Source organism: Mesorhizobium sp. KACC 23794 (assembly GCF_052180275.1).
In the GTDB taxonomy this organism is placed as follows: Bacteria; Pseudomonadota; Alphaproteobacteria; order Rhizobiales; family Rhizobiaceae; genus Kumtagia.
This window is the reverse complement of sequence record NZ_CP197465.1, coordinates 4,484,108-4,505,626: the sequence shown is the minus strand read 5'-3', so window position 1 is coordinate 4,505,626 and position 21,519 is coordinate 4,484,108. Positions and strand designations below refer to the sequence as shown.

Annotated in this window: 24 protein-coding genes and 1 tRNA gene; 11 read left to right on the top strand and 14 right to left on the bottom strand. The window is 62.7% G+C overall.

The genetic code is table 11. The features are described from left to right. Nucleotides 1–741 carry a competence/damage-inducible protein A gene (locus ACSBOB_RS22105; protein WP_442578223.1) on the bottom strand — a complete coding sequence of 247 codons (741 nt, stop codon included), beginning with the start codon at nt 739–741 and terminating at the stop codon, nt 1–3. A gap of 170 nt (nt 742–911) precedes the next feature. Here ACSBOB_RS22105 and wrbA point away from each other — a divergent pair, with 170 nt between their 5' ends. After that, a complete protein-coding gene (gene wrbA / locus ACSBOB_RS22100) occupies nt 912–1,511 on the top strand; it encodes an NAD(P)H:quinone oxidoreductase type IV (protein ID WP_442578222.1) in 600 nt (199 codons plus the stop codon). 76 nt (nt 1,512–1,587) lie between these two features. Here the strand turns inward: wrbA and ACSBOB_RS22095 are convergent, their stop codons facing one another. The 3 genes from ACSBOB_RS22095 to ACSBOB_RS22085 form a co-directional block, all read right to left on the bottom strand. Then, nucleotides 1,588–2,148: a cytochrome b gene (locus ACSBOB_RS22095; RefSeq protein ID WP_442578221.1), complete on the bottom strand. Its 561-nt coding sequence runs from the start codon at nt 2,146–2,148 to the stop codon at nt 1,588–1,590. Nucleotides 2,149–2,150: 2 nt separating this feature from the next. After that, nucleotides 2,151–3,260, bottom strand: a complete 1,110-nt coding sequence (locus ACSBOB_RS22090; RefSeq protein WP_442578220.1) for a catalase family peroxidase — start codon at nt 3,258–3,260, stop codon at nt 2,151–2,153. Nucleotides 3,261–3,621: 361 nt separating this feature from the next. Next, nucleotides 3,622–5,175, bottom strand: a complete 1,554-nt coding sequence (locus ACSBOB_RS22085) for a calcium-binding protein (RefSeq protein ID WP_442578219.1) — start codon at nt 5,173–5,175, stop codon at nt 3,622–3,624. Here ACSBOB_RS22085 and ACSBOB_RS22080 point away from each other — a divergent pair. Together ACSBOB_RS22080 and ACSBOB_RS22075 are read left to right on the top strand one after the other, a co-directional pair. After that, a complete protein-coding gene (locus ACSBOB_RS22080) occupies nt 5,161–6,129 on the top strand; it encodes an alpha/beta fold hydrolase (RefSeq protein WP_442578218.1) in 969 nt (322 codons plus the stop codon). The two genes, ACSBOB_RS22085 and ACSBOB_RS22080, sit on opposite strands and share 15 nt — an antisense overlap. A 191-nt stretch (nt 6,130–6,320) precedes the next feature. After that, entirely contained in the window at nt 6,321–7,874 is a 1,554-nt protein-coding gene (locus ACSBOB_RS22075) for a putative bifunctional diguanylate cyclase/phosphodiesterase (RefSeq protein ID WP_442578217.1), read from the top strand. A 127-nt stretch (nt 7,875–8,001) separates the two neighbouring features. Here ACSBOB_RS22075 and ACSBOB_RS22070 read toward each other — a convergent pair whose 3' ends face one another. Together ACSBOB_RS22070 and ACSBOB_RS22065 are read right to left on the bottom strand one after the other, a co-directional pair. After that, a complete protein-coding gene (locus ACSBOB_RS22070) occupies nt 8,002–8,313 on the bottom strand; it encodes an SH3 domain-containing protein (RefSeq protein WP_442578216.1) in 312 nt (103 codons plus the stop codon). A gap of 96 nt (nt 8,314–8,409) precedes the next feature. Next, nucleotides 8,410–8,640, bottom strand: a complete 231-nt coding sequence (locus tag ACSBOB_RS22065) for a hypothetical protein (RefSeq protein WP_442578215.1) — start codon at nt 8,638–8,640, stop codon at nt 8,410–8,412. Between the two features lie 229 nt (nt 8,641–8,869). Here ACSBOB_RS22065 and ACSBOB_RS22060 point away from each other — a divergent pair, with 229 nt between their 5' ends. Both ACSBOB_RS22060 and ACSBOB_RS22055 read left to right on the top strand, forming a co-directional pair. Then, nucleotides 8,870–9,316 (top strand): hypothetical protein, encoded by a 447-nt coding sequence (locus tag ACSBOB_RS22060; protein WP_442578214.1) that lies wholly within the window; start codon nt 8,870–8,872, stop codon nt 9,314–9,316. Nucleotides 9,317–9,493: 177 nt separating this feature from the next. Further along, nucleotides 9,494–9,940, top strand: coding sequence for an integrase arm-type DNA-binding domain-containing protein (locus ACSBOB_RS22055; RefSeq protein ID WP_442578213.1), 447 nt, complete (start codon nt 9,494–9,496; stop codon nt 9,938–9,940). A gap of 32 nt (nt 9,941–9,972) precedes the next feature. Here the strand turns inward: ACSBOB_RS22055 and istB are convergent, their stop codons facing one another. Further along, complete coding sequence (istB, locus tag ACSBOB_RS22050) at nt 9,973–10,785, bottom strand: IS21-like element helper ATPase IstB (protein ID WP_442577702.1); 813 nt, start codon at nt 10,783–10,785, stop codon at nt 9,973–9,975. After that, complete coding sequence (istA, locus tag ACSBOB_RS22045; RefSeq protein WP_442583696.1) at nt 10,775–12,304, bottom strand: IS21 family transposase; 1,530 nt, start codon at nt 12,302–12,304, stop codon at nt 10,775–10,777. Before istA ends, istB begins: the two co-directional genes overlap by 11 nt. A 167-nt stretch (nt 12,305–12,471) precedes the next feature. On the opposite strand from istA, the gene ACSBOB_RS22040 reads away from it, so the two are divergent. From ACSBOB_RS22040 to ACSBOB_RS22015, 6 genes are all read left to right on the top strand, one after another. Then, nucleotides 12,472–12,675, top strand: coding sequence for a hypothetical protein (locus ACSBOB_RS22040; protein WP_442578212.1), 204 nt, complete (start codon nt 12,472–12,474; stop codon nt 12,673–12,675). Then, nucleotides 12,669–13,118 carry a hypothetical protein gene (locus tag ACSBOB_RS22035; RefSeq protein WP_442578211.1) on the top strand — a complete coding sequence of 150 codons (450 nt, stop codon included), beginning with the start codon at nt 12,669–12,671 and terminating at the stop codon, nt 13,116–13,118. Before ACSBOB_RS22040 ends, ACSBOB_RS22035 begins: the two co-directional genes overlap by 7 nt. After that, a complete protein-coding gene (locus tag ACSBOB_RS22030; protein ID WP_442578210.1) occupies nt 13,115–13,348 on the top strand; it encodes a hypothetical protein in 234 nt (77 codons plus the stop codon). Before ACSBOB_RS22035 ends, ACSBOB_RS22030 begins: the two co-directional genes overlap by 4 nt. Then, the gene (locus ACSBOB_RS22025; protein WP_442578209.1) at nt 13,345–13,599 is read left to right on the top strand and encodes a hypothetical protein; all 255 of its coding nucleotides are present in this window, start codon (nt 13,345–13,347) and stop codon (nt 13,597–13,599) included. The genes ACSBOB_RS22030 and ACSBOB_RS22025 overlap by 4 nt, the downstream gene beginning before the upstream one ends. Then, a complete protein-coding gene (locus ACSBOB_RS22020) occupies nt 13,596–13,787 on the top strand; it encodes a hypothetical protein (protein WP_442578208.1) in 192 nt (63 codons plus the stop codon). The genes ACSBOB_RS22025 and ACSBOB_RS22020 overlap by 4 nt, the downstream gene beginning before the upstream one ends. 256 nt (nt 13,788–14,043) lie before the next feature. Continuing rightward, on the top strand, nt 14,044–14,298 hold the full coding sequence (locus ACSBOB_RS22015; protein WP_442578207.1) for a hypothetical protein: 255 nt from the start codon (nt 14,044–14,046) through the stop codon (nt 14,296–14,298). Nucleotides 14,299–14,545: 247 nt separating this feature from the next. Here the strand turns inward: ACSBOB_RS22015 and ACSBOB_RS22010 are convergent. The 6 genes from ACSBOB_RS22010 to ACSBOB_RS21985 form a co-directional block, all read right to left on the bottom strand. After that, nucleotides 14,546–14,630, bottom strand: a tRNA-Leu gene (locus ACSBOB_RS22010). Between the two features lie 68 nt (nt 14,631–14,698). Beyond that, the gene (locus ACSBOB_RS22005) at nt 14,699–16,210 is read right to left on the bottom strand and encodes a tripartite tricarboxylate transporter permease (RefSeq protein WP_442578206.1); all 1,512 of its coding nucleotides are present in this window, start codon (nt 16,208–16,210) and stop codon (nt 14,699–14,701) included. Between the two features lie 4 nt (nt 16,211–16,214). Beyond that, nucleotides 16,215–16,676 carry a tripartite tricarboxylate transporter TctB family protein gene (locus ACSBOB_RS22000; protein WP_442578205.1) on the bottom strand — a complete coding sequence of 154 codons (462 nt, stop codon included), beginning with the start codon at nt 16,674–16,676 and terminating at the stop codon, nt 16,215–16,217. A gap of 332 nt (nt 16,677–17,008) precedes the next feature. After that, the gene (locus ACSBOB_RS21995; RefSeq protein WP_442578204.1) at nt 17,009–17,986 is read right to left on the bottom strand and encodes a tripartite tricarboxylate transporter substrate-binding protein; all 978 of its coding nucleotides are present in this window, start codon (nt 17,984–17,986) and stop codon (nt 17,009–17,011) included. A 247-nt stretch (nt 17,987–18,233) separates the two neighbouring features. Beyond that, nucleotides 18,234–19,592, bottom strand: coding sequence for a sigma-54-dependent transcriptional regulator (locus tag ACSBOB_RS21990; RefSeq protein ID WP_442578203.1), 1,359 nt, complete (start codon nt 19,590–19,592; stop codon nt 18,234–18,236). Then, complete coding sequence (locus ACSBOB_RS21985; protein WP_442583796.1) at nt 19,589–21,433, bottom strand: sensor histidine kinase; 1,845 nt, start codon at nt 21,431–21,433, stop codon at nt 19,589–19,591. The genes ACSBOB_RS21990 and ACSBOB_RS21985 overlap by 4 nt, the downstream gene beginning before the upstream one ends. Nucleotides 21,434–21,519 lie beyond the last annotated feature (86 nt).

Sequence of the window (21,519 nt, the reverse complement as noted above, 5' to 3'; positions counted from 1 at the left end):
TCACGCCGCCGGTGTCAGACGCGCCACCATGGCCTCGACCTCGGCGCGCGCGGATTCCAGCGCCTCGGCCGAGCGCGAGCGTATCACGAGTTCGGTCCAGAAGGAGCCGTCGCGATATTTCGGGTAGGAGCCGATGATCGTGTCGGGATGCGCCTTCTGGATGTCGCCCAGCGGCCCGCCGATCACCCCTTCGCCGACTGGGCAATGGACGGTGGCGGAAATCAGCTTCTGGCCGGTGCGCAGCGTCGGCACGACATTGTCGAGCATCGCCTGGAAGATCGCCGGCACGCCGGCCATGACATGCACGTTGCCGATGCGGAAGCCAGGCGCCACCGAGACGGGATTGTCGATGTGCTCGGCGCCACGCGGCATGCGGGCCATGCGCTGGCGGGCTTCGGTGAATTCCATCTCACGCTTCGCATAATGCGCGCCGAGCAGATGCATCGCCTTGGCGTCGTGCTCGCAAGGCACGCCAAAGGCCTTCGCGACCGAATCGGCCGTGATGTCGTCATGCGTCGGGCCGATGCCGCCGGAGGTGAAGACGTAGTCGTAGCGGCCGCGTAAGGCATTGACGGCGTCGGCAATGTCGTCCTCGTCGTCGGCGACGATGCGGACTTCCTTCAGATCGATGCCGATCGCGGTCAGGATGTCGGCGAGGTGGCCGATGTTGCGGTCCTTGGTGCGCCCGGAAAGAATCTCGTCGCCGATGACCAGCATCGCTGCGCTGACGGTTTCTGCCATGGATGCCCCCGGATTGTGCCGCATGGGGATAGCGCGGCGCGGCGCAAGCGGCAATGGTGCAAAAACGGTGAACGATGTGTCGGCGGGCGACGCGCTTTCAATGAACGCGGCAAACCGCCATTCTTGTTCCCGGCGAACAGTCGCGCAACGAATTTCAGATGGAGAGAACCATGGCCAAGGTGCTGGTGCTTTATTATTCGAGTTGGGGACATATGGAGCAGATGGCGAAGTCCGCCGCGGTGGGCGCGCGGGAAGCCGGCGCCGACGTGACGATCAAGCGGGTTGCCGAACTGGTTCCGGAAGCGGTAGCCAAGGCCGCCTATTACAAGCTGGACCAGGAAGCGCCGATCGCCGACCCGCTCGAACTGGCCGACTACGACGCCATCATCGTCGGCGCGTCGACGCGATATGGCTCGATGGCCGCGCAGTTGAAGAACTTCTTCGACCAGACCGGCCCGCTCTGGGCGAAGGGCGCCCTGATCAACAAGGTTGGCTCGGTCATGGCCTCGACGGCGACGCAGCACGGGGGCGCTGAGCTTGCCCTGATCAATGCCCAGGTGATCCTGCAGCATCACGGCATGATCATCGTGCCGCTCTCCTATGCCTACCAGGCCCAGATGGGCAACGACGTGGTGCGCGGCGGCGCGCCCTACGGCATGACCACCACTTCGGATAGCGACGGCTCGCGCCAGCCTTCCGCACAGGAACTGGAAGGCGCGAAATTCCAGGGCAAGCGCGTCGCGGAAATCGCGGCGAAATTGCACGGCTGAGGTTTGCCGAAAAGAGGCAGGGCGGTCATGGCCGCCCTGCCTTAGCGCAGTTCGGGCAGAAATTCCCGAAGAAGGACTATATCTGGCGTGTGGGATCGACGGATCGCGCGCGCGCCTTTCCGAACGTCATCGCCTGCAGTACGCCGTCGCGGAAGATCAGGGCGTGCGCCAGCGCGGCACCGAAATGCGCCAGGAACGCAGCAAATAGCGCAAAGGCAAGCAGGCTATGAAGCGGACGCAGGATTGCGTAGAGACTGTCGCTGTGCGGCACGATCGCGGGTAGGTGGATCGATCCGTAAAGGACTATCGGATAGCCCGCGGCCGACAGCATCGCCCATCCCACCAGAGGTAGTGCGAACAGCAAGCCATAGAGCACCCAATGCGACGCATGGGCGGCAAAGCGCATCAGGAGCGGCATGTCCAGGGGTAGCGGGGGCGCCGGCCGGCTCAGTCTCACGACCAGGCGTATCGCCACCAGGGCGAGGATGAGGATGCCAAGCGGCCGGTGTATCGAGACAAGGTCGTGGTAATAAGCCAGCGAAGACACCATGGCGATACCGATCGCCAGCATGGCCAGGATCATGATCGCCATCAGCCAATGCAGAAGGCGCAAAAGCAGCGGGAATTTGGTCGGCATGATCAGGATCCTTTCCCGGCCGGCGAGGCCGCGCCGCTTTCAACGGCGCTTGGCGTATGCGGTTCGCTCGCTCGGCGCGTGAAAGACACCGAATAAGTGGCCGAGCGCGCGGAAAGCAGCGGATCATCTGAAGGCTCTATACCGTCGGGAAGGACGAGCGGATCGAAGTTTATGTCACGGCAGTTGCCGGGCGCCTCTGGTTCGATCGCGTTCAACGTCAGCGTCCCGACGTCGATCTGTTCGCGATCCGCCGGCCAGGGAAGGGTCGCATCGTTTGTGGGGTCGCCCGGCTGGCCGACAGTAAGCACAAAACGCCATTCGACCGGCGCCCGGGCCATGCGGGCATTGAGGTCGTCGAACAGATAGTTCGGGTCCGTCGGCGTAGGTGTTGCCTCAGGCGCGAACGCATCGACCGGCACCAGAGACCAGCGCACGGGGGTCGATGCGCCGTGGCTGTCGACCAGGCGGAAGGCGTTGAGCCCGAAATAGGCCGAGTCGGCGAAGCCGGAAGAGAAGGCGTGGGCCTTTATAATATCGAGGGCCTTTGCGGACTCGGGGTTCGCGCCGAAGAAAGCCTTGACCTTTTCAGGATCGGGCTTGCCGGTGACTGGGTCCGGTGCGGTAGCCAGCAGTTGCGCGTGGAAGGTTTGCGGGTCTTTCATCGGGAAGACAGGAATGTTGATCGTGCCGATGCGCCAGGCCTCGCCGTCGGGCAGCGAGAAGTTGATCGCGATACTGCGTACCGCGCCAGGTCCGTCGGCTACCCTGGGCATCCCGCCGGCCAGTGCCACGCGGCCGAAAACCGGGAGTCTGCCGGCCTCGAAAACCGGCGACCTTGAAAGCCGTGCTGCATTGCCATTGCCATCGAACCAGCCTGTTGCGCAGATACCTTTCGCGTGGTTGCGGCGGAAACCCGGATAGACGCCGTTGACTTGCTGGAACGTGTCCACCATCGCGTTCTGGTCAAGACGGCCCGGCATAAACCAGCCGCCTGCCCAGGCGTATCCGGCGACCGCCACAAGAAGTATGACCCCGATGCCGGCAATAGGCAGCATGTGGCCGGACAGGCTGTATCGTCCGGAGGGTAGCCACTCATTGTCGCTGTTTGCCATTTAGTGCCTTTCCAGATCCGTCGACCAACCGCACGCGGAAATTCTCTCACAACTCGGTGCCAGTGTCTTTGCCGGTGCGATCGACGATTGCGAAAATGCACGCCGGAAGCGGATGGCAGGGAGCTCTTTCCCCTCCGCCCATGGTGCTTGCGAGTTGGTGCGGCGGCACTAAGTTAGGGCTCGCCGAGAGTGGTCGAGGGAAACTTTTGCCGATCGTGCTGACTTGGATCGTCGCGCTGCTGGTGGTGGGCGGCGTTTTTTGCAACGGGGTACTTTGTTCGACAAGCGATGGTCGCGAGCGGAAACCGCTCGCGACCCTTCGGCTTCCGCATAGAACCCTGCCGGTTTCGTCGCGACACGTTCAGATCACGACGAAATCCACGTTCTGCAGGGGCAGGTTCGGCGAGAGCGTCGCGAAGTGGATCGCGGCACCGCTGAAGAAACCGTCCGCGTCGTAGAGGAGTTTCCCCGTGTCGGTCTCGTAGATGATGCGGTCGGTTGCCGCCTGCGCCGTTCCGCTGGCATTGGCGCGGAATGCTCCGGATGCGAGCGTTCCGACAGGCCCGATTTGCGTGAAGATGGCGTCTTCGAGCTGAATGGTATCCTCGGCGGGGCTGAAATCGACGATCGCATCGACGTTGTTGTCTTCGTCCAGCGCGGCGTTGAAGACGAATATGTCGCCGCCCGCGCCGCCGATCAGCGTGTCGTTGCCGGTATATCCCTTGATGATGTCGTCGCCGGCGCCGCCATCGATGACGTTGTCGAGCGTGCTGCCGTTCAGCCGGTCGGCGTAACCCGAGCCGGTGAGGTTCTCCACCGACTGATATGTGTCGCCCTTGGCGTCCTTGGTGTTGATCGAGGCGTTGGCCAGGCTGGCATAGACGCCCGCGGTTGCGCCGAGATAGGAAGCGGTGTCGCTGCCCAGGCCCCCGGACAGGCTGTCGGCTCCGGCGCCGCCGATCAGGATGTCGTTGCCCGTCCCGCCGCGAAGATCGTCGCCGCCGCCATAGCCCTTCAGAATGTCGCCGCCGTCGTCGCCGCTGATGACATTGGCCGCGTTGTCGCCGTTCAGTGCGTCGGCATAGTCGGTGCCGCTCAGGTTTTCCATATCGTGATATTCGTCGCCCTTGGCATCGCCGGTATTGATCGCGGGGTTGGCCAGGCTGGCATGGAGGCCGGACGTCGCGGTGCTGTAGTTGGCGGTGTCCGATCCGTTGCCGCCGTACAAAACATCCGCGCCTTCGCCCCCGGTGATGACGTCGTCGCCGGCGAAGCCGAGAAGCATGTCTACTCCGCTGTCGCCACTGATGCTGTCGTTCCCGGCGAAGATCAGTTGGGAGATTTGTTCGTAGGTAAGTGCGCGGAACTGCGAAACGTCGAGCGCGAAACCGCCAATGTAGAGGTATTCGGTCCGTGTGTAGCTCATCGCGTCGTCGATGGTTCCGTTTTCGTAGGAATAGCTTGTGACGGTGCCATGAACCTCGACGACGTCTCCGGAATTGTAATCAAACGTGAAAGAGCCGCTAAATATCCGTTCAGGGAATCCAAAAATCAACATCTCGTTGCTGTAGAGGCCGTCTGCGACCTGCGAGATAGGAAGATGGGTGTAAACCAGGTTGCGCATGTCGATGGAACGGTTGGTCTGGAAATTGAAAAAGCTGAGTGTCGCCATTTTTCTTTCTCCCGGCAATTCTATAAAGAGCGCGAAAATATAATCCGCTAATCCTGGGTATTCAAGACAGAAGCGATTCAAAAAGAATAGGACAATTAGTTGCCTGCTCGGAAGGTTTGATGCGGTCGAACCGGCGAAATGTCGCGCCGGCTGTCGCGTTTGGTTTAGGCGGCCGCTCGTGATATCGCCGGGGGCGGCCTGGATCCCTGGCGATAAAGCGGAGAGTGCATGGTTGGTGCCCAATATCTTGGCTGGCTGCTTGGCGCGCTGTTTCTGGCCGCCTTTCTTGTTCTCGGCTATTTCGTGCTGGCCACGCGACGCCTGGCGTCGGAGGCCGAACGGCAGGTGCCGGCAAGGGGCCGCTTCGTCTCGGTCGACGGCAACCGCTTGCATTATGTCGAGGCGGGGCAGGGCCGTCCGATCCTCTTCCTGCATGGGCTCGGCGGACAGCTGCACCATTTCCGCCACACGCTTTTCACCCGGCTCGCGAGCGATTTCCGTCTCATCGCGCTCGACCGCCCGGGCTCCGGCTATTCGGTGCGGGTGAACGGAGCGAGCGGCAAGCTTGGCGAGCAGGCGGCCGTCGTCGCCGGTTTCATCGACGAGCTCGGCCTCGAAAAACCGCTGGTCGTCGGCCATTCGCTCGGCGGCGGCGTGGCGCTTGCCCTGGCGCTCGACCATCCGGACAAGGTGGCGGGGCTGGCGCTGCTGTCGCCGGTCACGCATCAGCAGACCGCCGCGCCGCCGCAATTCGCCGCGTTGTCCATCCGCTCGCGGCTCAAGCTCAAGCTGCTCGCGCATACGACGGCGATCCCGATGGCGCTGAAACGTGCGCCGCAGACGCTGGCCTTCGTCTTCGGACCGCAGGCCGCGCCGAAGGACTACATTGTCGGCGGCGGTGGCATCCTCGGCCTGCGGCCCAGCCATTTCGAGGCGACCGTCATCGACTTCGTCGCGCTGGAGCGCGAGGTCGGCCGCTACGAAGCGCGGCTTGAGGAACTGGACATGCCGGTCGGCGTGCTGTTCGGGACTGCTGACCAGGTCATCCGCCACGAGGACCATGCGCTGCCGCTTGCCGGGCGGATCCGGAATTTTGAACTGGAATTGCTGGAAGGCGTAGGCCATATGCCGCAGTTCGCCTCGCCGGGGCGTGTCGAGGCGTTCGTCCGCCGCATGGCCGAAAAGGCGTTCGCATAGGCATTGCCCACCTCGGGGAGGGGCCGTTGAAAGAACACCGAACCGAAGAAATCCCGGAAATACATCTGGCGCGCAGGGATGCCTCGGCCAGGCCAAACCTTTCGCAGGCTGCGGAACTGGGGACGGCCGCCGGGTCTTTACAAACCGCAAACGCGTCGCGGCCTTTGTTATCCCGGGTGGGGAGTTTTATCGTGAGGCATCGGGTCAGCATTCAGGATCTTGGCATCCTTGCCGCGGTTCTGCTTGTGCTCGGCTATGTGGCCCTCGAGATCGACATCTTCGCGCATGAGGGCGGCGTCTCGCCGCAGGAGCAGAAGATAGAGCTCAACGAGATGCTGCTGCTCGGCGCCGCGCTGGCCGTGGGGCTGCTCATCTTCGCCATCCGCCGCTACAACGACCAGAGGCGCGAGGTCGCCCGCCGCACCGCCGCGGAACAGCAGGCGCGCGAACTCGCCTACCAGGATCCGCTGACCGGGCTGGCCAACCGCCGCCAGTTCGACGAGGCGCTGAAGACCGCGGTGGCGTCGCCGCCGGCCGCCGGGTCCTCGCATGCGGCGCTGCTGCTCGACCTGAACGGCTTCAAGAAGATCAACGACAATTACGGCCACAACATCGGCGACGAGGTGCTGACCATCGTCGCGCACAGGCTGGTGCGGGCGGTGCGCGATGGAGACCTCGTGGCCCGGCTCGGCGGCGACGAGTTCGCGGTACTGTCCCTGCACCTGCTGGGGCCGGAAGCCGCGGCCAACATCGCCATGCGCGTCATCCAGGCGCTGAACGAGATGGTGGCGACCGGCGTCCTCCTGCATCAGGTCGACACCGCCATCGGCATCGCCCTGCTGCCGGAAGATGGCGGAACGTGCGAGGAAGCGCTGCGCAAGGCCGATCTGGCGCTCTACCGCGCGAAGGCCGAGAGGCGCTCCAGCTTCCGCTTCTTCGAGGAGGAGATGGACCGCTACGTGCGCGAGCGCGAGCGGATGGAACGGGAACTGCGCGCGGCGATCGCCGGCGACCAGGTCCGGCCGCGCTTTCGCCCTTCGGTCGATCTCATCTCCGGCCAAGTGCTGGGGTTCGAGGTGGTGCCGAGCTGGAAGGCTGCGGATGGCGAGGACGTGCCGCCGGAGCGCTTCATCCCGATCGCCGAGGAGACCGGCCTGATCCACGCAATGGCGCGGCGCATGCTCGAACTGTCCTGCGCGGCGGCCCGGCACTGGCCGAAGGAGGTCACGCTGTCGGTCGACCTGCTGCCGTCGCAACTGGGCGACCGCGATCTCGGCGCGGGCATCCTCCAGGTGCTGAAGGACGCGGATTTTGCACCGTACAGGCTGGAGATGGATGTCGCCGAGAGCCTGATCGTCCACGACCTCGATGCGGCGAAGACCGCGCTCGCGCCGCTGCGCGACGCCGGCGTGCGGATCGCGCTCGACAATTTCGGCACGGGTTATTCCAACCTCTACCACATCCAGGAATTCGGCTTCGACAAGGTCAAGATCGACCGTCGATTCGTCGAGAAGATGGAACAGGAGGACGCCGCCAAGGTCGTGCGGGCGCTGGCCGGGCTCGGCCACGGGCTGGGCCTCGCGGTCAACGCCGACGGCATCCCGCAAGCCACCGGCAACTCCATCCTGCTCGCCTCGGGCATCCGCGAGGGCCAGCCGTCCAGCAGCCTGGCCACGGCGGAGGAGACGCTGCGCTTCTTCGACGCCGCTTCGGCCAAGGGGGATATGAGAAGTTTCACGGGCTGAGGTCGAAATCAGTCCGGCTGCGATCCGGGTGGATGAGCACCGTATTATCGGTCAGCCGTGGTCCGGTTGAAAGCACTCTATGTCCTCGGACATCGCTACGACGCGGCTGCGCTCCGGGCACCGCCAATCAGTATCCGCAGGAATTGCGCATCCACTTGCTGTTCGCCCAGCCGTCGATCCCGCCCATGGCGACGCGGTACCAGTTGCCCTTGCGGCTGAAGATCTCGACCGTGTTGCCGTTGAAAAGCTGGCCGACCATGCGCGAACTGGCGTTCGGTCCGGCCCTGACGGCGAGGAAGCCCGTTCCCTTGGCGAGATTGTATTTGCCGGAGAGGCCGACAACGGTGCCTTCGCAATATTGCGAGCGGGCAGGCGAGGGCGCGACAAGCGAGGCTGCCAGAATAAGCGCGGCGAATGCTGGAATTGCCTTGAACGACATTTATGACCTCCAGCCGCAAAACCTTCATCCGGCCTGGCGAATTAAATCCGAGCCGAAGCCGGCTGTCCAGCGACGCTGCCCGGAATGGCCGCGTGCCTAGCCCGCCCCGCCATCCGGTCCGGACTTGTCGATGACGCCGTAGTCCTGTGATTTCCGGCCGTGCTCGGCATCCAGGAAACCCTCGCCAGCCAGCCCGCGCCGCAACAACTCGCGGACGGCCGCCGCACGGCTGGGCATCCGGTTCTGGAAGCGGAAGTTCTCCAGCGCCAGCAATTCGTCGGCGCTCAGCATGATCTGCAGTCGCTCGCCTCTCTCCAACTCCGCCATCACACCCTCTTACCGCCAAATAAGTAGAATGAGTAACAGGCATTATTTAGGTAGAAGGGGGATATGGCGTCAAGGGATGCCATGAAGGCAAAAACCAATTTTTCGCAGGGTGTGCAAAGTGCGCGAGAGGTGACTTTCACAACATCGGCTATTTTATCTAACTAATTGAAAAAAATACCTATTTTAAGATTTCACTTGCATTCCGGGGATGCCTGGAGCAAAGGTGGGCATGGGCAGTTCCCAGGAGGAAAATGCCGTGATCGACTTCCCGAACTGGTTGCTGGAAGATCTGAGGCGCGAGGTGCAGCGGGCTTTCGCGCGCGACGGCATCGTCGATGTCTCGAAGGTCGCCGAATATGTCCGGTCGCGCAACGAGAGTTGCAATCTGGCGCTCGAGGACTTCGAAAGCCAGGTGTTGCTGGCCGCGACCGAGTTCGGCGCGCCGATGCTGCTTGAGTGCCTGGAGGCTGCGGGGAAGGGCAACAGGACCGATCGTGTCGAATTGCTCAACCACGGCCCGGCATGGATCGTCCGCCTGACGGAAAAAGGCGCCGTCGACGAGCGGCATTTCGAGGTGGAGACACATGCGCGAGCCTACGCATCCGGCCAGAGTTTCCGGCTTGGCTCGTCAGCGCATCGTAGGATGAACGGGCACGCGGACACGCCCGCCGAATAGCCGGAAGTGGTGCGGACGACGGGAATCGAACCCGTACGGGCAAGCCCGAGGGATTTTAAGTCACTTTCTCGCCGTCCACCCTCGGGTATCCATCGGCCCGAAAATCGTTGTGAATCAATGAAGGACCGAGGGTTTACAGACACCGTTTGTTCCCTTACGTTCCTATGAGTGGACACGTTGCGGATACCCGCACGGCTACCCAAGGAACAAACGATGCCTCTGCTCTCTGACAATTTTGTCGCCAGTGCAGTTTTGCCTCGCGACCGTGACGAGCTCATCATCCGCGACAGCAAGATGCCCGGCTTTGCGCTGCGCCTTCGACGCAAAGCGGACGGCAAGGCGTCGAAGACGTTTCTCGTGTTTCAGGAGATGCCGGAACAGAATGGCGTCCGCAAGCGCCGCAAGATTGTCATCGGCGACCATACAACCTTTCCCGCCGATCGTGCCCGCGCCGAGGCACAGTCAATGTTGCAGGCCATTAAGACCGGCGACGATCCGGCTGCTGCGAGAGCCGCCAAGAAGGCGCAGCCCGTGTTCGAGGATCTGATTGACGAGTTCGAGACCTCGCACATCATGACGAAGAAGCCGGAGACGCAGAAGGTGTTGATTTTCACTGAGAACTGACCCGGCATTTTCACCGAGAAGTGACCCGCCCTTCATGTATGTTTTGGTTCTGCGGGGACGGTCAAGGTTCTAGCTTTCTCCTTTGCTCTTTTCGGCTCTTGGGCAGAGCTGTTCTTGAACCGGAAGCTGTCGTTCCCGGTCTCCAGGATGTGGCAGTGATGGGTCAGCCGGTCGAGAAGCGCGGTTGTCATCTTGGCATCGCCAAAAACGGTCGCCCACTCGCTGAAGCTGAGGTTTGTGGTGATGATCACGCTGGTGCGTTCGTAGAGCTTGCTCAGCAGATGGAAGAGCAATGCGCCACCTGATGCGCTGAACGGCAGATAGCCGAGCTCATCCAGGATAACGAGATCGGAATGCACGAGGCGATTGGCGATCTGGCCTGATCGTCCCTGTGCCTTTTCCTGTTCGAGCGCATTGACCAACTCGACAGTCGAGAAGAAGCGAACCCGTTTGTGATGATGCTCGATGGCCTGCACGCCAAGCGCGGTCGCAATATGGGTTTTGCCTGTGCCTGGGCCGCCGACGAGGACAACATTGTTGGCGTCATCGATGAACTCGCCACGATGAAGCTGACGCACCAGGGCCTCGTTTATCTCACTGCTGGCGAAGTCAAAGCCATTGAGATCGCGATAGGCTGGAAAGCGCGCCGTCTTGAGCTGATAGGCTGTGGACCTGACCTCCCGTTCCGCCGTTTCGGCCTTCAGCAGTTGCGACAGGATCGGAATGGCGGCTTCAAATGCGGGCGCCCCCTGTTCGGTGAGTTCGCCGACAGCTTGCGCCATGCCGTGCATCTTCAGGCTTCGAAGCATGATGACTATTGCGCCGCTGGCAGGGTTATGACGCATGGCGCACCTCTGCGGCCTTCCTCAAGGCATCGTAGCGCTCGACGTTTGCCTTCGGCTCATTGGTGAGCGTTAGGGCCTGAGGAGCACTGATGGTCGGGGGTGTGAGCGATTTGCCGTCGATCAGACGATGGAGCAGATTCAGCACATGGGTTTTGGTTGGAACGCCGGCTTCCAACGCCATCTCCACGGCACATAGCACGGCCTGCTCGTCGTGTTGCAAGACGAGCGCCAGGATGTCGACCATCTCGCGATCGCCGCCTGGCTTCTTGAGCAAGTGTTGTTGCAAATTCCTGAACGCATCGGGGAGTTCAGCAAACGGTGCTCCGTTGCGCAGCGCGCCTGGTTTGCGCTGAACAACAGCCAGATAGTGGCGCCAGTCATAGATCGTCTGACCCGGCCGATCATGCGAGCGATCGATGATGCGGCGATGCTCACAGAGGATCAAACCCTCCGCGGCAACAACGATGCGATCCGGATAGATCCGAACGCTGACAGGCCGATTGGCAAAGGATGCCGGAACGCTGTAGCGGTTGCGCTCTAAATGCACGAGACAGGTCGGGGAGACCCGTTTGGTGTATTCGACAAACCCGTCGAAGAGACGTGATGTCGGCATGAGGGCCTGGGATTCCTCTGCCCAGATATCGGCAATGGTGCCGCGCATCTTTCCATGCGGGGTCTTCTGCCAAAACTCCTTGCATCGAAGCTCCAGCCAGTCGTTCAGGGCTTCGAGCGAGGCAAAGCGCGGAATGGGTTGCCACAGGCGATGACGCGCATCCTGGACGTTCTTCTCGACCTGCCCCTTCTCCCAGCCTGACGCTGGATTGCAGAACTCGGGTTCGAACAGGTAGTGGCTGGCCATCGCCATGAAGCGGACGTTGACGTCGCGCTCCTTGCCGCGCCCGACCTTGTCGATCGCCGTGCGCATGTTGTCGTAGATGCCGCGCCGGGGAACGCCGCCAAAGACACGGAAGGCATGATTGTGGGCGTCGAACAGCATCTCGTGCGTCTGCAGCAGATAGGCTCGAACGATGAAGGCCCTGGAGTAGCTGAGCTTCGTATGCGCCACCTGCAGCTTGGTGCGCTCGTTGCCGATGATGGCCCAATCCTCGGACCAATCGAACTGGAACGCCTCTCCAGGCTCGAACGCCAGCGGCACGAATGTCCCTCGTCCTGTCGTCTGCAATTCCCTCTGAAGATTTGCCTTCCACTCCCGGGCGAAAGCAGCAACACGACCGTAAGACCCCTCATAGCCAAGGCTCACCAGATCGGAATGGAACTGCTTGACGGTCCGCTTCTGTTTGCGGTTCTTCTTTGCTTCCGCCCTCAGCCAGGCCGACAAACGGTCGGCAAACGGGTCAAGCTTGCTCGGCCGCTCCGGAACCTTGAACTGAGGCTCCACGCCATCAGAGCGTAGATATTTGCGGATGGTGTTCCGCGACAGGCCAGTCCTACGGCCAATCTCACGGATCGATAGATTCTCTCGAAAATGCCAGCGTCGGATTACGCTCAATAACGCCATGTCGATCACTCCAATGCCCCCACTGTCATGCAGGGGTGGTTCAAACATGGGTCAATTCTCGATGGAAATATCCTGCGCTGCCGGGTCAGTTCTCAAAGGCAATCAACAGCCTCGATGCCTTCGACCGTATTCAGATCGCAACCACGATAGAGCGGCTAATCAACCGCTTGGACGAGCTTGAGGGCGACGAGAACCTTGAGCCGTATCTGGCGGGCTTCACCGGCGGCGACGATGACCGCGAATACGATGGCGGCGACGACCGTGAGGGTGATGACGAGCGGGAGGCTGATCCTGCCGAATGCGGCATCGCCGACATCGATGCGCTTAACGAGCTAGGCTATCTGCCGGGCTATGAGGTGGCGTCATGCTGACCCGGCGCACCCTTCTAGGATCGCTTCCGGTCACGGCTGCCGTCGCCGCGATGAAATCGCCGCTCGCTGCAACGGAGGCTGTCGCAGCTACGGAGGCTGGACAACCCGAACGCCCATGGTCCGAACTGGACTGGGGCGAGCCCCTTCCGCCGGACATGCTGGAGCATTTGCCCACGCTGAAACGCCTTCACAATCCGGGCCTTGTCTCGCTCGGCATTGCCATCCGGTTCGGCATGAAGACCAAGCCGGAACTAATGGCAATTGTCCGCCAAGCGATGGAGGGAGATGACGGGGGGAAATGGCTTCCTGACGTTATGGAGACGCTGGAGGAGGCGGCGAAGGACTTCGAGATGTATACCGCCTTCATGAACGCCGGTTACGCCCGGATGTTCGTCGCCATCGCGACAGTGTGCGAGGAAGACGACAAGGCGGTGGCATCATGAGCCGCTGCACCCTGACCCTACCCGACGCCCCGCCCTTCATCACCAACCTTGCGAACTTGATAAGCCTCGCCGGGGACATTCTGCACGACATCGACCGTGAAAAGGCGGGAGCCGCCTCTGACGACATCGACCGCGTGTCGTCGCTGCTCTCGCTCGCACATTTCTCGTGTCTGCTGACGGTCTCGGCTATCGAGTCCGGTCCCGATTATAAAATGGAGGCGTCATCATGAGCCGCCTCATTTATCATGCTGACATGACCGCCGTGCAACTCGCCGATTGCTGCCGGCAGGCATGGGCGATCATGCGTCTTTGCGAACTGGCGGCTTGGAGCCTCCAACAGCAAGACACACCTGACCCAAACATTGCTGATAGCATAGGGCAGGCCCAGAAACTCGCCATGTCGCTGATAGAGCCGGTTCAAGACGCGCTGGAAAGCCATGAGGGTTTGAAGGGCGATGCGGCGGAGGGCGGCGAGACGTGACCTACCTCGCGTTCGCCGCCTGCATCGCCCTGGCCTTCTGCTTCGGCTTCCTGCTAGGCGACAGACGCGGCGTGAAGCAGGCCAACGTCATCCTGGACGAGAACAATCGTCTGCTGCTGGCGGCGATGCACGACGCCGTGCGGGCGCCTGTCGAGGGCGAGGACGAGCAAAGGCCCGTGCTGCACTGAAAGACGAAATCTTTTCGCCTTTGCCTGGCTGCGGAGACGTGGCCGGGCTTCGCCTATGTCTGCTTTCGACCCTTTCGCGACATTGCCGGCGACCACGACGCGAGCTAAGAGCGGCCCAATGAAACCGCCGCGCCCGGGCACAGAAACGGACGCGGGACCTATTTCCAAAGCATGGGAGCGCCACGTAACAAATTGGTCGCGGCGACGAACTGGATGAGGGGAATGTTCCCCGCAAATCCCAGGTGAGGAAACCATCATGATGAAGACCACACTCGTCGCCGCGACCTTCGCAACGTTTTTTGCCCAGGCCGCGTTTGCCGACGATACGATGATGAAGTGCGACGACGCCTCTATGATGAAGATGCAGGCGGACATGGACGCGATGAAGGCCAACGCGATGAAGGCCAACGCCATGAAGGAAATGGACATGGCGAAGGAAGCGATGAAAGCCAACAAGATGGACGACTGCACCATGCACATGGACATGGCTGCGAAGGCCATGAAGGGCTGATTTCCTGTGGGTGGTCCGACGGACGACTACGCCCTTCGGGCCATTCATCCTCTCAAGACGCAGGAGCGACAGAGCACGTGGGCACGGCTGCGCTTGCCAAGGCTCAGAAGGGCGTTCGCCGAGGCCGCGAAAGAGGCGGACATCCTGATTGAGTGACTGTCTCGGCTACCCTGACGGCTACCCAAGTCAGGATTTGCTTGGGTAGCCCATGATGCCGGAAATGCCAAATTCTCTAGAGATTTCAAAGTGGTGCGGACGACGGGAATCGAACCCGTACGGGCAAGCCCGAGGGATTTTAAGTCCCTTGCGTCTACCGGTTCCGCCACGTCCGCTTCAGGTCAGTCCTAGCGGAGCGGTGGCGGATTGCAAGTAGCGACCGCCTTTGCGTCGAGCCTCTTCGTCAGGCATCTTCCTCGACGAACACCTCGTCGCGCTTCTTGCGTACCGATGGCAACAGCACGACCACCAGCACGGCGAGCGCCAGGGCCAGAAGGCCGGCGCTGATCGGGCGGGTGATGAAGGTCGACGGGTCGCCGCGCGAAAGAATCATGGCGCGGCGCAGGTTTTCCTCCAGCAACGGTCCGAGCACGAAGCCGAGCAGCAGCGGCGCCGGTTCGCAGCGGAGTTTCATCAGGCCGTAGCCGAGGAGGCCGAAGAAGGCGACGGAGTAGAGGTCGTAGACGTTGGAGTTCACCGAATAGACGCCGATGGCGCAGAAGGTCATGATGATCGGGAACAGCACGTAATAGGGCACGGTCAGCAGTTTCACCCACAAGCCGATCAGCGGCAGGTTGAGGATGATCAGCATCAGATTGCCGATCCACATCGAGGCGATGATGCCCCAGAACAGCGCCGGCTGCTCGATGGCGACATTGGGGCCGGGCACGATGCCCTGGATGATCATCGCGCCGATCATCAGCGCCATGACCGGGTTGGCCGGGATGCCCAGCGTCAGCATCGGGATGAAGGAGGTCTGCGCGCCGGCATTGTTGGCCGATTCCGGCCCCGCCACGCCTTCGATCGCACCCTTGCCGAATTCCTGCGGATTTTTCGAGACGCGCTTTTCCACAGTGTAGGAAGCGAAAGCGGCAAGGATGGCGCCGCCGCCGGGCAGGATGCCCAGCGCCGAGCCGATGATCGTGCCGCGCACGATGGGTGCTGCCATGCGTTTCAGGTCGTCGCGGGTCGGCATCAGGCCGACCACCTTGGTGATCAGCACCGAGCGCTCGTGCTCGTTTTCGAGGTTGCGCAGAATCTCGGCGATGCCGAACACGCCGACGGCGACCGCGACGAAATTCAACCCGTCGGCATATTCGCGGATGCCCAGCGTGAAGCGCGGCGCGCCGCTGTAGATGTCGGTGCCGACGAGGCCGAGCAGCAGTCCGAGCACGACCATCGCCAATGCCTTGACGATCGAGCCATGCGCCAGTGCGATTGAAGAGACCAGCCCGACCACCATCAGCGAGAAATATTCGGCCGCGCCGAATTGCAGCGCGATGGAGGTGAGGGGGAGCGCGAAGATGGCGACGAGGAAGGTCGACACCGTTCCGGCGAAGAAGGAGCCGATTGCGGCGGTCGAAAGGGCCGCGCCGGCGCGGCCGTTGCGGGCCATCTGGTAGCCGTCGATCGCGGTTACGGCGGAAGAGGATTCGCCCGGCATGTTGATCAGGATCGCGGTGGTCGAGCCGCCATACTGCGCGCCGTAGTAGATGCCGGCGAGCATGATCAGCGCCGAGACGGGGTCGCCGATCTGAAAAGTGATCGGCAAAAGCATGGCGATGGTGGCGGTGGCGCCGATGCCGGGCAGCACGCCGATCAGCGTGCCGAGCAGCACGCCGATCAGGCAGAAGCCGAGATTGGCGAAGGTGGAGGCGGTGGCGAAGCCGAGGCCGAGATTTGAAAAGAGATCCATCGTCTTAAAACCTCAGCCAGGGGCCGAACCGTTCGAACGGCAGGCCCAGCCCATAGCTGAACACCGCGACGGAAAAGAGGGTGAGAAGCACGGACAGCACCAGCGCCATGACGACGGTCATGCGCGTCGAGGCGAAGGAGGCGATGAAGGAGGTGATGAAGATCGCCGGCACGAAACCAAGCCCGCGCACCGTCAATCCGAACAGGATCGGCGCCGGCAGGATCAGCACCATGCCGCGCCAGGCGAGCGGACCGACCGGCTCGCCTTCGACCCGGGTCGCCTGGATGACGATGATCAGCCCGAGAAGGATCAGCACACCGGAGAGCACGATCGGGAAGTAACCTGGCCCCATGCGGAACGCCGTGCCGATCTCGAGATCGAGCGATTGCATGGCGAAGAAAAGACCGGCTGCCACGAACAACGCCCCGCAGAGCGCGTTGGTGCGGTCGAAGGTAACGGATTTCATGGATTGCACCTTTGCATCCAATTGAAAAAACTAGATTTTCCGGCCAACGCCTCGTTTCTTCCAGCACCCCTCATCCGTCTCGGCTTTGCCTCGACACCTTCTCCCACAAGGGGAGAAGGTGGAGTTTCGCGCCGGCGTCACTGCCAACGTTGGAGATTTGCAAAGACCGGAAGTGCAGTGCTCCACCTTCTCCCCTTGTGGGAGAAGGTGGCCTCGCGAAGCGAGGTCGGATGAGGGGTGTCGGTCGAAGTGCTGAGTGAACAGAACAAGCCTGAACTTGTCTCACTCACTCAGAAGGTCGGAACACAAACTTCAGACCCCTCATCAAACCCTCAGTCCGCGTATTGACCCGCCGCCTCGATGATCGGCTTCCAGCGTGTGATCTCGCCTTCCAGCTTCGCCTTCAGCGCGGCCGGGGTGGCGTCGGGTTCCGGCGAGGGCACGGTGCCGAGTTCGGCGAAGCGGGCGACGACGTTGGGGTCTTTGAGGGCCAGCTGCAGCGATTTCGACAGGCGCTCGGTGACCTCGGCCGGCGTACCCTTCGGCGCGTAGAGCCCGTGCCAGATCGCGACCTGCATGCCGGGAAGCCCGCCTTCGTCGGTGGTCGGCACGTCGGGCAGTACGTCGAGGCGCTTCGGCGTTGTCACGGCATAGGCCTTGATGGTGCCGCCGAGTATCTGCTTGGTGGTGTTGGTGGTCTGGTCGCACATGATGTCGACCTGGCCGCCGAGCAGGTCGGTCATGGCCGGGCCGGTGCCCTTGTAAGGGACGGTGACAAGCGGCGTCTGGATCGCCGACATGAACAGCATGCCGCAGAGATGCGATGCGGCGCCGATGCCGGCATTGGCTACCGTCACCTTGTCCGCGTTGGCCTTGGCGTATTCGACCAGGCCCTTGAGATCGGCGGGCTCGAAATCCTTGCGCGCCACGATGGTCATCGGCACTTCGGTGACGAGGCCGACATAGTCGAAGGCGTTCAGCGTATCGTAGGCGAGTTTCCGGTACAGCGTGGCCGCTGTCGCCATGCCGATATGGTGGAGGAGCAGCATGTAGCCGTCCGGATCGGCGCTGGCAACCCGACCGGCGCCGAGCGTGCCGCCGGCGCCGCCGACATTTTCCACCACGATCTGCTGGCCGAGGTCCTTTGACATCGCCTCCGCAACCAGGCGCGTGACCGTATCGGTCGGGCCGCCCGCCGCGAAGGGCACGACGACCGTGATCGTCCGTTCCGGATAGGTCTGGGCGTTGGCCGAATAGGTGGCCAAGGCGAATGACGCAGCGACGGCGAGGGTCGCGAGCAGCTTTTTCATGAAAGTCCTCCCTAGGCTAAAAGCTATGCGCCGGACCGGTCGCGAAGCAGTCCTCCCTGCACCGGCGGCGAATACTCTATGGAAATGACGCAAGGGGCTCGAAATGCAACGTCGGCGGTCGATTTTTGCGGCTGTTCTCCGTCGTTATCCGGAACTTAGGGGTGGAAATCGAAACATTGCTCCTGTGGCATGGGTGGATTTCCACCCAAGCGAGAGCGTGATGGGCATTTGGGGCAATGACAGGAGCTTAATGAGGCTTTTCGCCGGATGCGTGATCATGGCGGTCGAGACCGTATTTCTGCATCTTCTCATAAAGCGTCTTGCGGCCGATCCCGAGGCTTTCATAGACCGGCTTGAGGTTTCCGCCATGCGCGGCCAACGCGCGCTCGATCAGTCTGCGCTCGTAGTCGGAAACGCGCTCGGCCAGCGTCTTTTCGGTTGGGTCCGCGTCGTCGGCTTCCTCCTTCGGCTGAAGGCCGAGGCCAAGCACGAAGCGGTCGGCGGTGTTGCGCAATTCGCGGACATTGCCCGGCCAGTCGCGCCGGGAAATGTCTGCGATCACCGAGGCCGGCACCTCGACCTTTTCGCGGCGATAGCGGGCGCAGGCCTCGTTGACCAGGTGGAAGAAGAGCAGGGGTGCATCCTCGATCCGCGCCTTGAGGGAGGGGACGCGCAAGGTGACCACGTTGAGGCGGTATAGCAGGTCGGCACGAAAACGGCCGGCGGCGGCTTCGGCCTCCAGATCGGCCTTGCTGGTGGCGATGAAGCGCACGTCCAGCGGCACCGCCTCGTTGGAACCAAGGCGGGTGATGCTGCGGTCCTGGATGACTCGCAGCAGCCTTGCCTGCAATTCGAACGGCATGGAGCCGATCTCGTCGAGCAGCACCGTGCCGCCGCGCGCATGCTCGAATTTTCCGAAGCGCGCGCGCAGGGCGCCCGGAAAGGCCCCGGCCTCATGGCCGAACAGCTCGCTTTCGATCAGGGCCTCGGGCAGGGCGGCGCAGTTGATGACGATGAAGGGTTTCATGGCGCGCTGGCTGATGTCGTGCAGCGCCCGGGCCGCGACCTCCTTGCCCGTGCCGGTGTCGCCGATGATCAGCACATCCGCGTCCGTCGCTGCCACGGCGCGGATGCGGTAGCGCAGATCGACCATGACCGCCGTGCGGCCGGGCAGGCGCGCCTCAATGTCGTCGCGTTTTCCGGCGACCGCGCGGAGTTCGCGGTTTTCCAGCACCAGTTGCCGGCGGTCCATGGCGCGGCCAGCCATGTCGGCCAGATGCTGCGGCGTGAACGGCTTCTCGATGAAGTCGTAGGCGCCCTCGCGCATCGCCCGCACCGCCAGTTGCACATCGCCGTGACCGGTCGTCAGGATCACCGGAATGTCGGGGTCGATGTCACGGATGCGGCCCATGAGCGTCATGCCGTCCATGCCGGGCATGCGGATGTCGGTGATCACCACGCCATTGAAACCCTGGCTGACGAAATCCACCGCGCGTTCACCAGAAGCGAAATCCCGCACGGTAAAGCCAGACAGGTCGAGCGACTGGGCGACGGAACGCCGCAATTCGTCCTCGTCATCGACGAGCAGGACCGTCGGCGCCTTCATTCCGCGGCTTCCGCGATCGAGCGATCCGCAGCGTCGAGCACGATTGTGAACACCGCTCCGCCCTCGGGATGGTTTGTGGCGGAGAGGCTGCCGCCGAAATCCTTGACGATGTTGTAGGAGATCGAAAGTCCGAGCCCCAGCCCGTTGCCGACCCCCTTGGTGCTGAAGAACGGATCGAAGATGCGGTCGAGGATCGCCGGCGGCACGCCGGGGCCGTGGTCGCGGATGACGATCGACACCTTTCCGCCGTCGGGGTAGGCCGACAGCGCGATCATGCGGTTCCCGCTTCCTTCCACGGCGTCCGCCGCATTGGAAATGAGATTTACCAGCACCTGTTGCAGACGCACGGAACCAGCAAGCACCGTGGGCGGAACCGCGCCGAGATCCACCGAAAGGGTGGCGCCGGCGTTCTTCAGGCGGCTGCCGACGATTTCCAGCGTGTCGGCGACGACTTCGGCCAGCGGCACCGGCCCGAGCTTCTGGTTCGGCTTGCGTGCGAAGTTACGCAGGTGGCGGCTGATCGTCGCCATGCGGTCGGCGAGGCTGGAAATGCGCGAGACGTTGTCGCGGGCTTCGGCCGTCCGGTCGCGGTCGATCAGCACCGCGGCGTTGTCGGCATAGGCCTTGACGGCCGCCAGCGGCTGGTTGAATTCGTGGCTGAGCGCGGCCGACATCTGGCCGAGGGCTGCGAGCTTGCCCGCCTGCACGAGATCGGACTGGGTCTGCCGCAAGCGCTGTTCCGTCGCTCGCCGCTCGGCGATCTCAAGCTCAAGCTGGCCGTTGACGGTTTCGAGGTCGGCGGTGCGCTCCTCGACGCGGCGCTCCAGTTCCTCGCGGGCGCTTTTCTGCATCTGCATGCGCTCGGCGAGCCGCGACCGCCGCTGCAGGATGATGGCGCCGATCAGCGTCGCCAGACCGAACAGCAGCAGGGCGGCGACCATGGTGGTCAGCGCCTGCGCCCGCGCCGATGCGGTGTCCGTCAGAACGCTGACCGTCCAGCCCGCTTCCGGCATGTCTTCTGATAGCTCCAGGAACTCGCGGGAATGCCCGTCGCCGTTGATCCTGAGGAAAGAGTGTCCCGCCTCGCGCATCTCGCGCGACACCGGCAGTTCGCGCAGTTTGGCGTCGGCATAGCGGCGCGATTCCGTGGTGCGGGCGATGCGGTCCCCGGTCAACGGTTTCAGGCTTGCGTAGAGCCAATCCGGCCGGCCGCTCATGAAGATGATGCCTTCCGGGTCGGTGACGATGATCTCGTTGTTGCCGCCCTTCCAGGACGCCTCGATGGCGTCGATGTCGACCTTGAACACGACCACGCCGCGCACTGCCTGGTCGATCAGGACAGGCGCCGAGAAATAGTAGCCGCGTTTCAGCGAGGTTGTGCCGAGGGCGAAGAAACGACCGTCGCGGCCCGCCATCGCGTCCTGGAAATAGGGGCGGTATCTGAAATTCTCGCCGACGAAACTGATCTCGCCGTCATGATTGCTGGCGGCGATCGTCTCGCCGTCGGTCTTCATCACATAGACGTCCGACGAACCGAGAAGCGCGTTGATCTCCTTCAGATAGGTGTTGGCATCGCCGCGCAGCGCCGGATCGCCCGGATCGGCGAGAAGCTGGCGAATGAGGTCCTGATCGGCAATGAGCGTCGGAAGGGGCTCGTAGCGGCGCATCTGGCCCGACAGGGCCGCCACCGCCAGCCGCAGCGTCGTCTGGCCGCGCGACGCGGCTTCGTCCAGTGCGGCGCGTGTCGCGAGGCGATGAACCGAAACTGCAATCAGCGCGGCGGCTGCCGCCAACAGCATGGCGATCCATACGCTTCGTCCGCTGACAATCCGTGAAACCATCGACCACCATATGCCCGTCGCGTGCCGCCAAGTCCGCCGGAACACTATAAGGCCCGCGAGGATCGGCACAATCGGTCGTTCCATCG

Coding starts and splice junctions, on each gene's coding strand:
- wrbA (WP_442578222.1), top strand. CDS start 912: ATGGCCAAGGTGCTGGTGCTTTATTATTCGAGTTGGGGACATATGGAG.
- ACSBOB_RS21995 (WP_442578204.1), bottom strand. CDS start 17,986: ATGAAAAAGCTGCTCGCGACCCTCGCCGTCGCTGCGTCATTCGCCTTG.
- ACSBOB_RS22030 (WP_442578210.1), top strand. CDS start 13,115: ATGAGCCGCTGCACCCTGACCCTACCCGACGCCCCGCCCTTCATCACC.
- ACSBOB_RS22090 (WP_442578220.1), bottom strand. CDS start 3,260: ATGGCAAACAGCGACAATGAGTGGCTACCCTCCGGACGATACAGCCTG.
- ACSBOB_RS22065 (WP_442578215.1), bottom strand. CDS start 8,640: ATGGCGGAGTTGGAGAGAGGCGAGCGACTGCAGATCATGCTGAGCGCC.
- istA (WP_442583696.1), bottom strand. CDS start 12,304: ATGGCGTTATTGAGCGTAATCCGACGCTGGCATTTTCGAGAGAATCTA.
- ACSBOB_RS22080 (WP_442578218.1), top strand. CDS start 5,161: ATGGTTGGTGCCCAATATCTTGGCTGGCTGCTTGGCGCGCTGTTTCTG.
- ACSBOB_RS21990 (WP_442578203.1), bottom strand. CDS start 19,592: ATGAAGGCGCCGACGGTCCTGCTCGTCGATGACGAGGACGAATTGCGG.
- istB (WP_442577702.1), bottom strand. CDS start 10,785: ATGCGTCATAACCCTGCCAGCGGCGCAATAGTCATCATGCTTCGAAGC.
- ACSBOB_RS22005 (WP_442578206.1), bottom strand. CDS start 16,210: ATGGATCTCTTTTCAAATCTCGGCCTCGGCTTCGCCACCGCCTCCACC.
- ACSBOB_RS22000 (WP_442578205.1), bottom strand. CDS start 16,676: ATGAAATCCGTTACCTTCGACCGCACCAACGCGCTCTGCGGGGCGTTG.
- ACSBOB_RS22095 (WP_442578221.1), bottom strand. CDS start 2,148: ATGCCGACCAAATTCCCGCTGCTTTTGCGCCTTCTGCATTGGCTGATG.
- ACSBOB_RS22105 (WP_442578223.1), bottom strand. CDS start 741: ATGGCAGAAACCGTCAGCGCAGCGATGCTGGTCATCGGCGACGAGATT.
- ACSBOB_RS21985 (WP_442583796.1), bottom strand. CDS start 21,433: ATGGTTTCACGGATTGTCAGCGGACGAAGCGTATGGATCGCCATGCTG.
- ACSBOB_RS22025 (WP_442578209.1), top strand. CDS start 13,345: ATGAGCCGCCTCATTTATCATGCTGACATGACCGCCGTGCAACTCGCC.
- ACSBOB_RS22035 (WP_442578211.1), top strand. CDS start 12,669: ATGCTGACCCGGCGCACCCTTCTAGGATCGCTTCCGGTCACGGCTGCC.
- ACSBOB_RS22070 (WP_442578216.1), bottom strand. CDS start 8,313: ATGTCGTTCAAGGCAATTCCAGCATTCGCCGCGCTTATTCTGGCAGCC.
- ACSBOB_RS22015 (WP_442578207.1), top strand. CDS start 14,044: ATGATGAAGACCACACTCGTCGCCGCGACCTTCGCAACGTTTTTTGCC.
- ACSBOB_RS22060 (WP_442578214.1), top strand. CDS start 8,870: ATGGGCAGTTCCCAGGAGGAAAATGCCGTGATCGACTTCCCGAACTGG.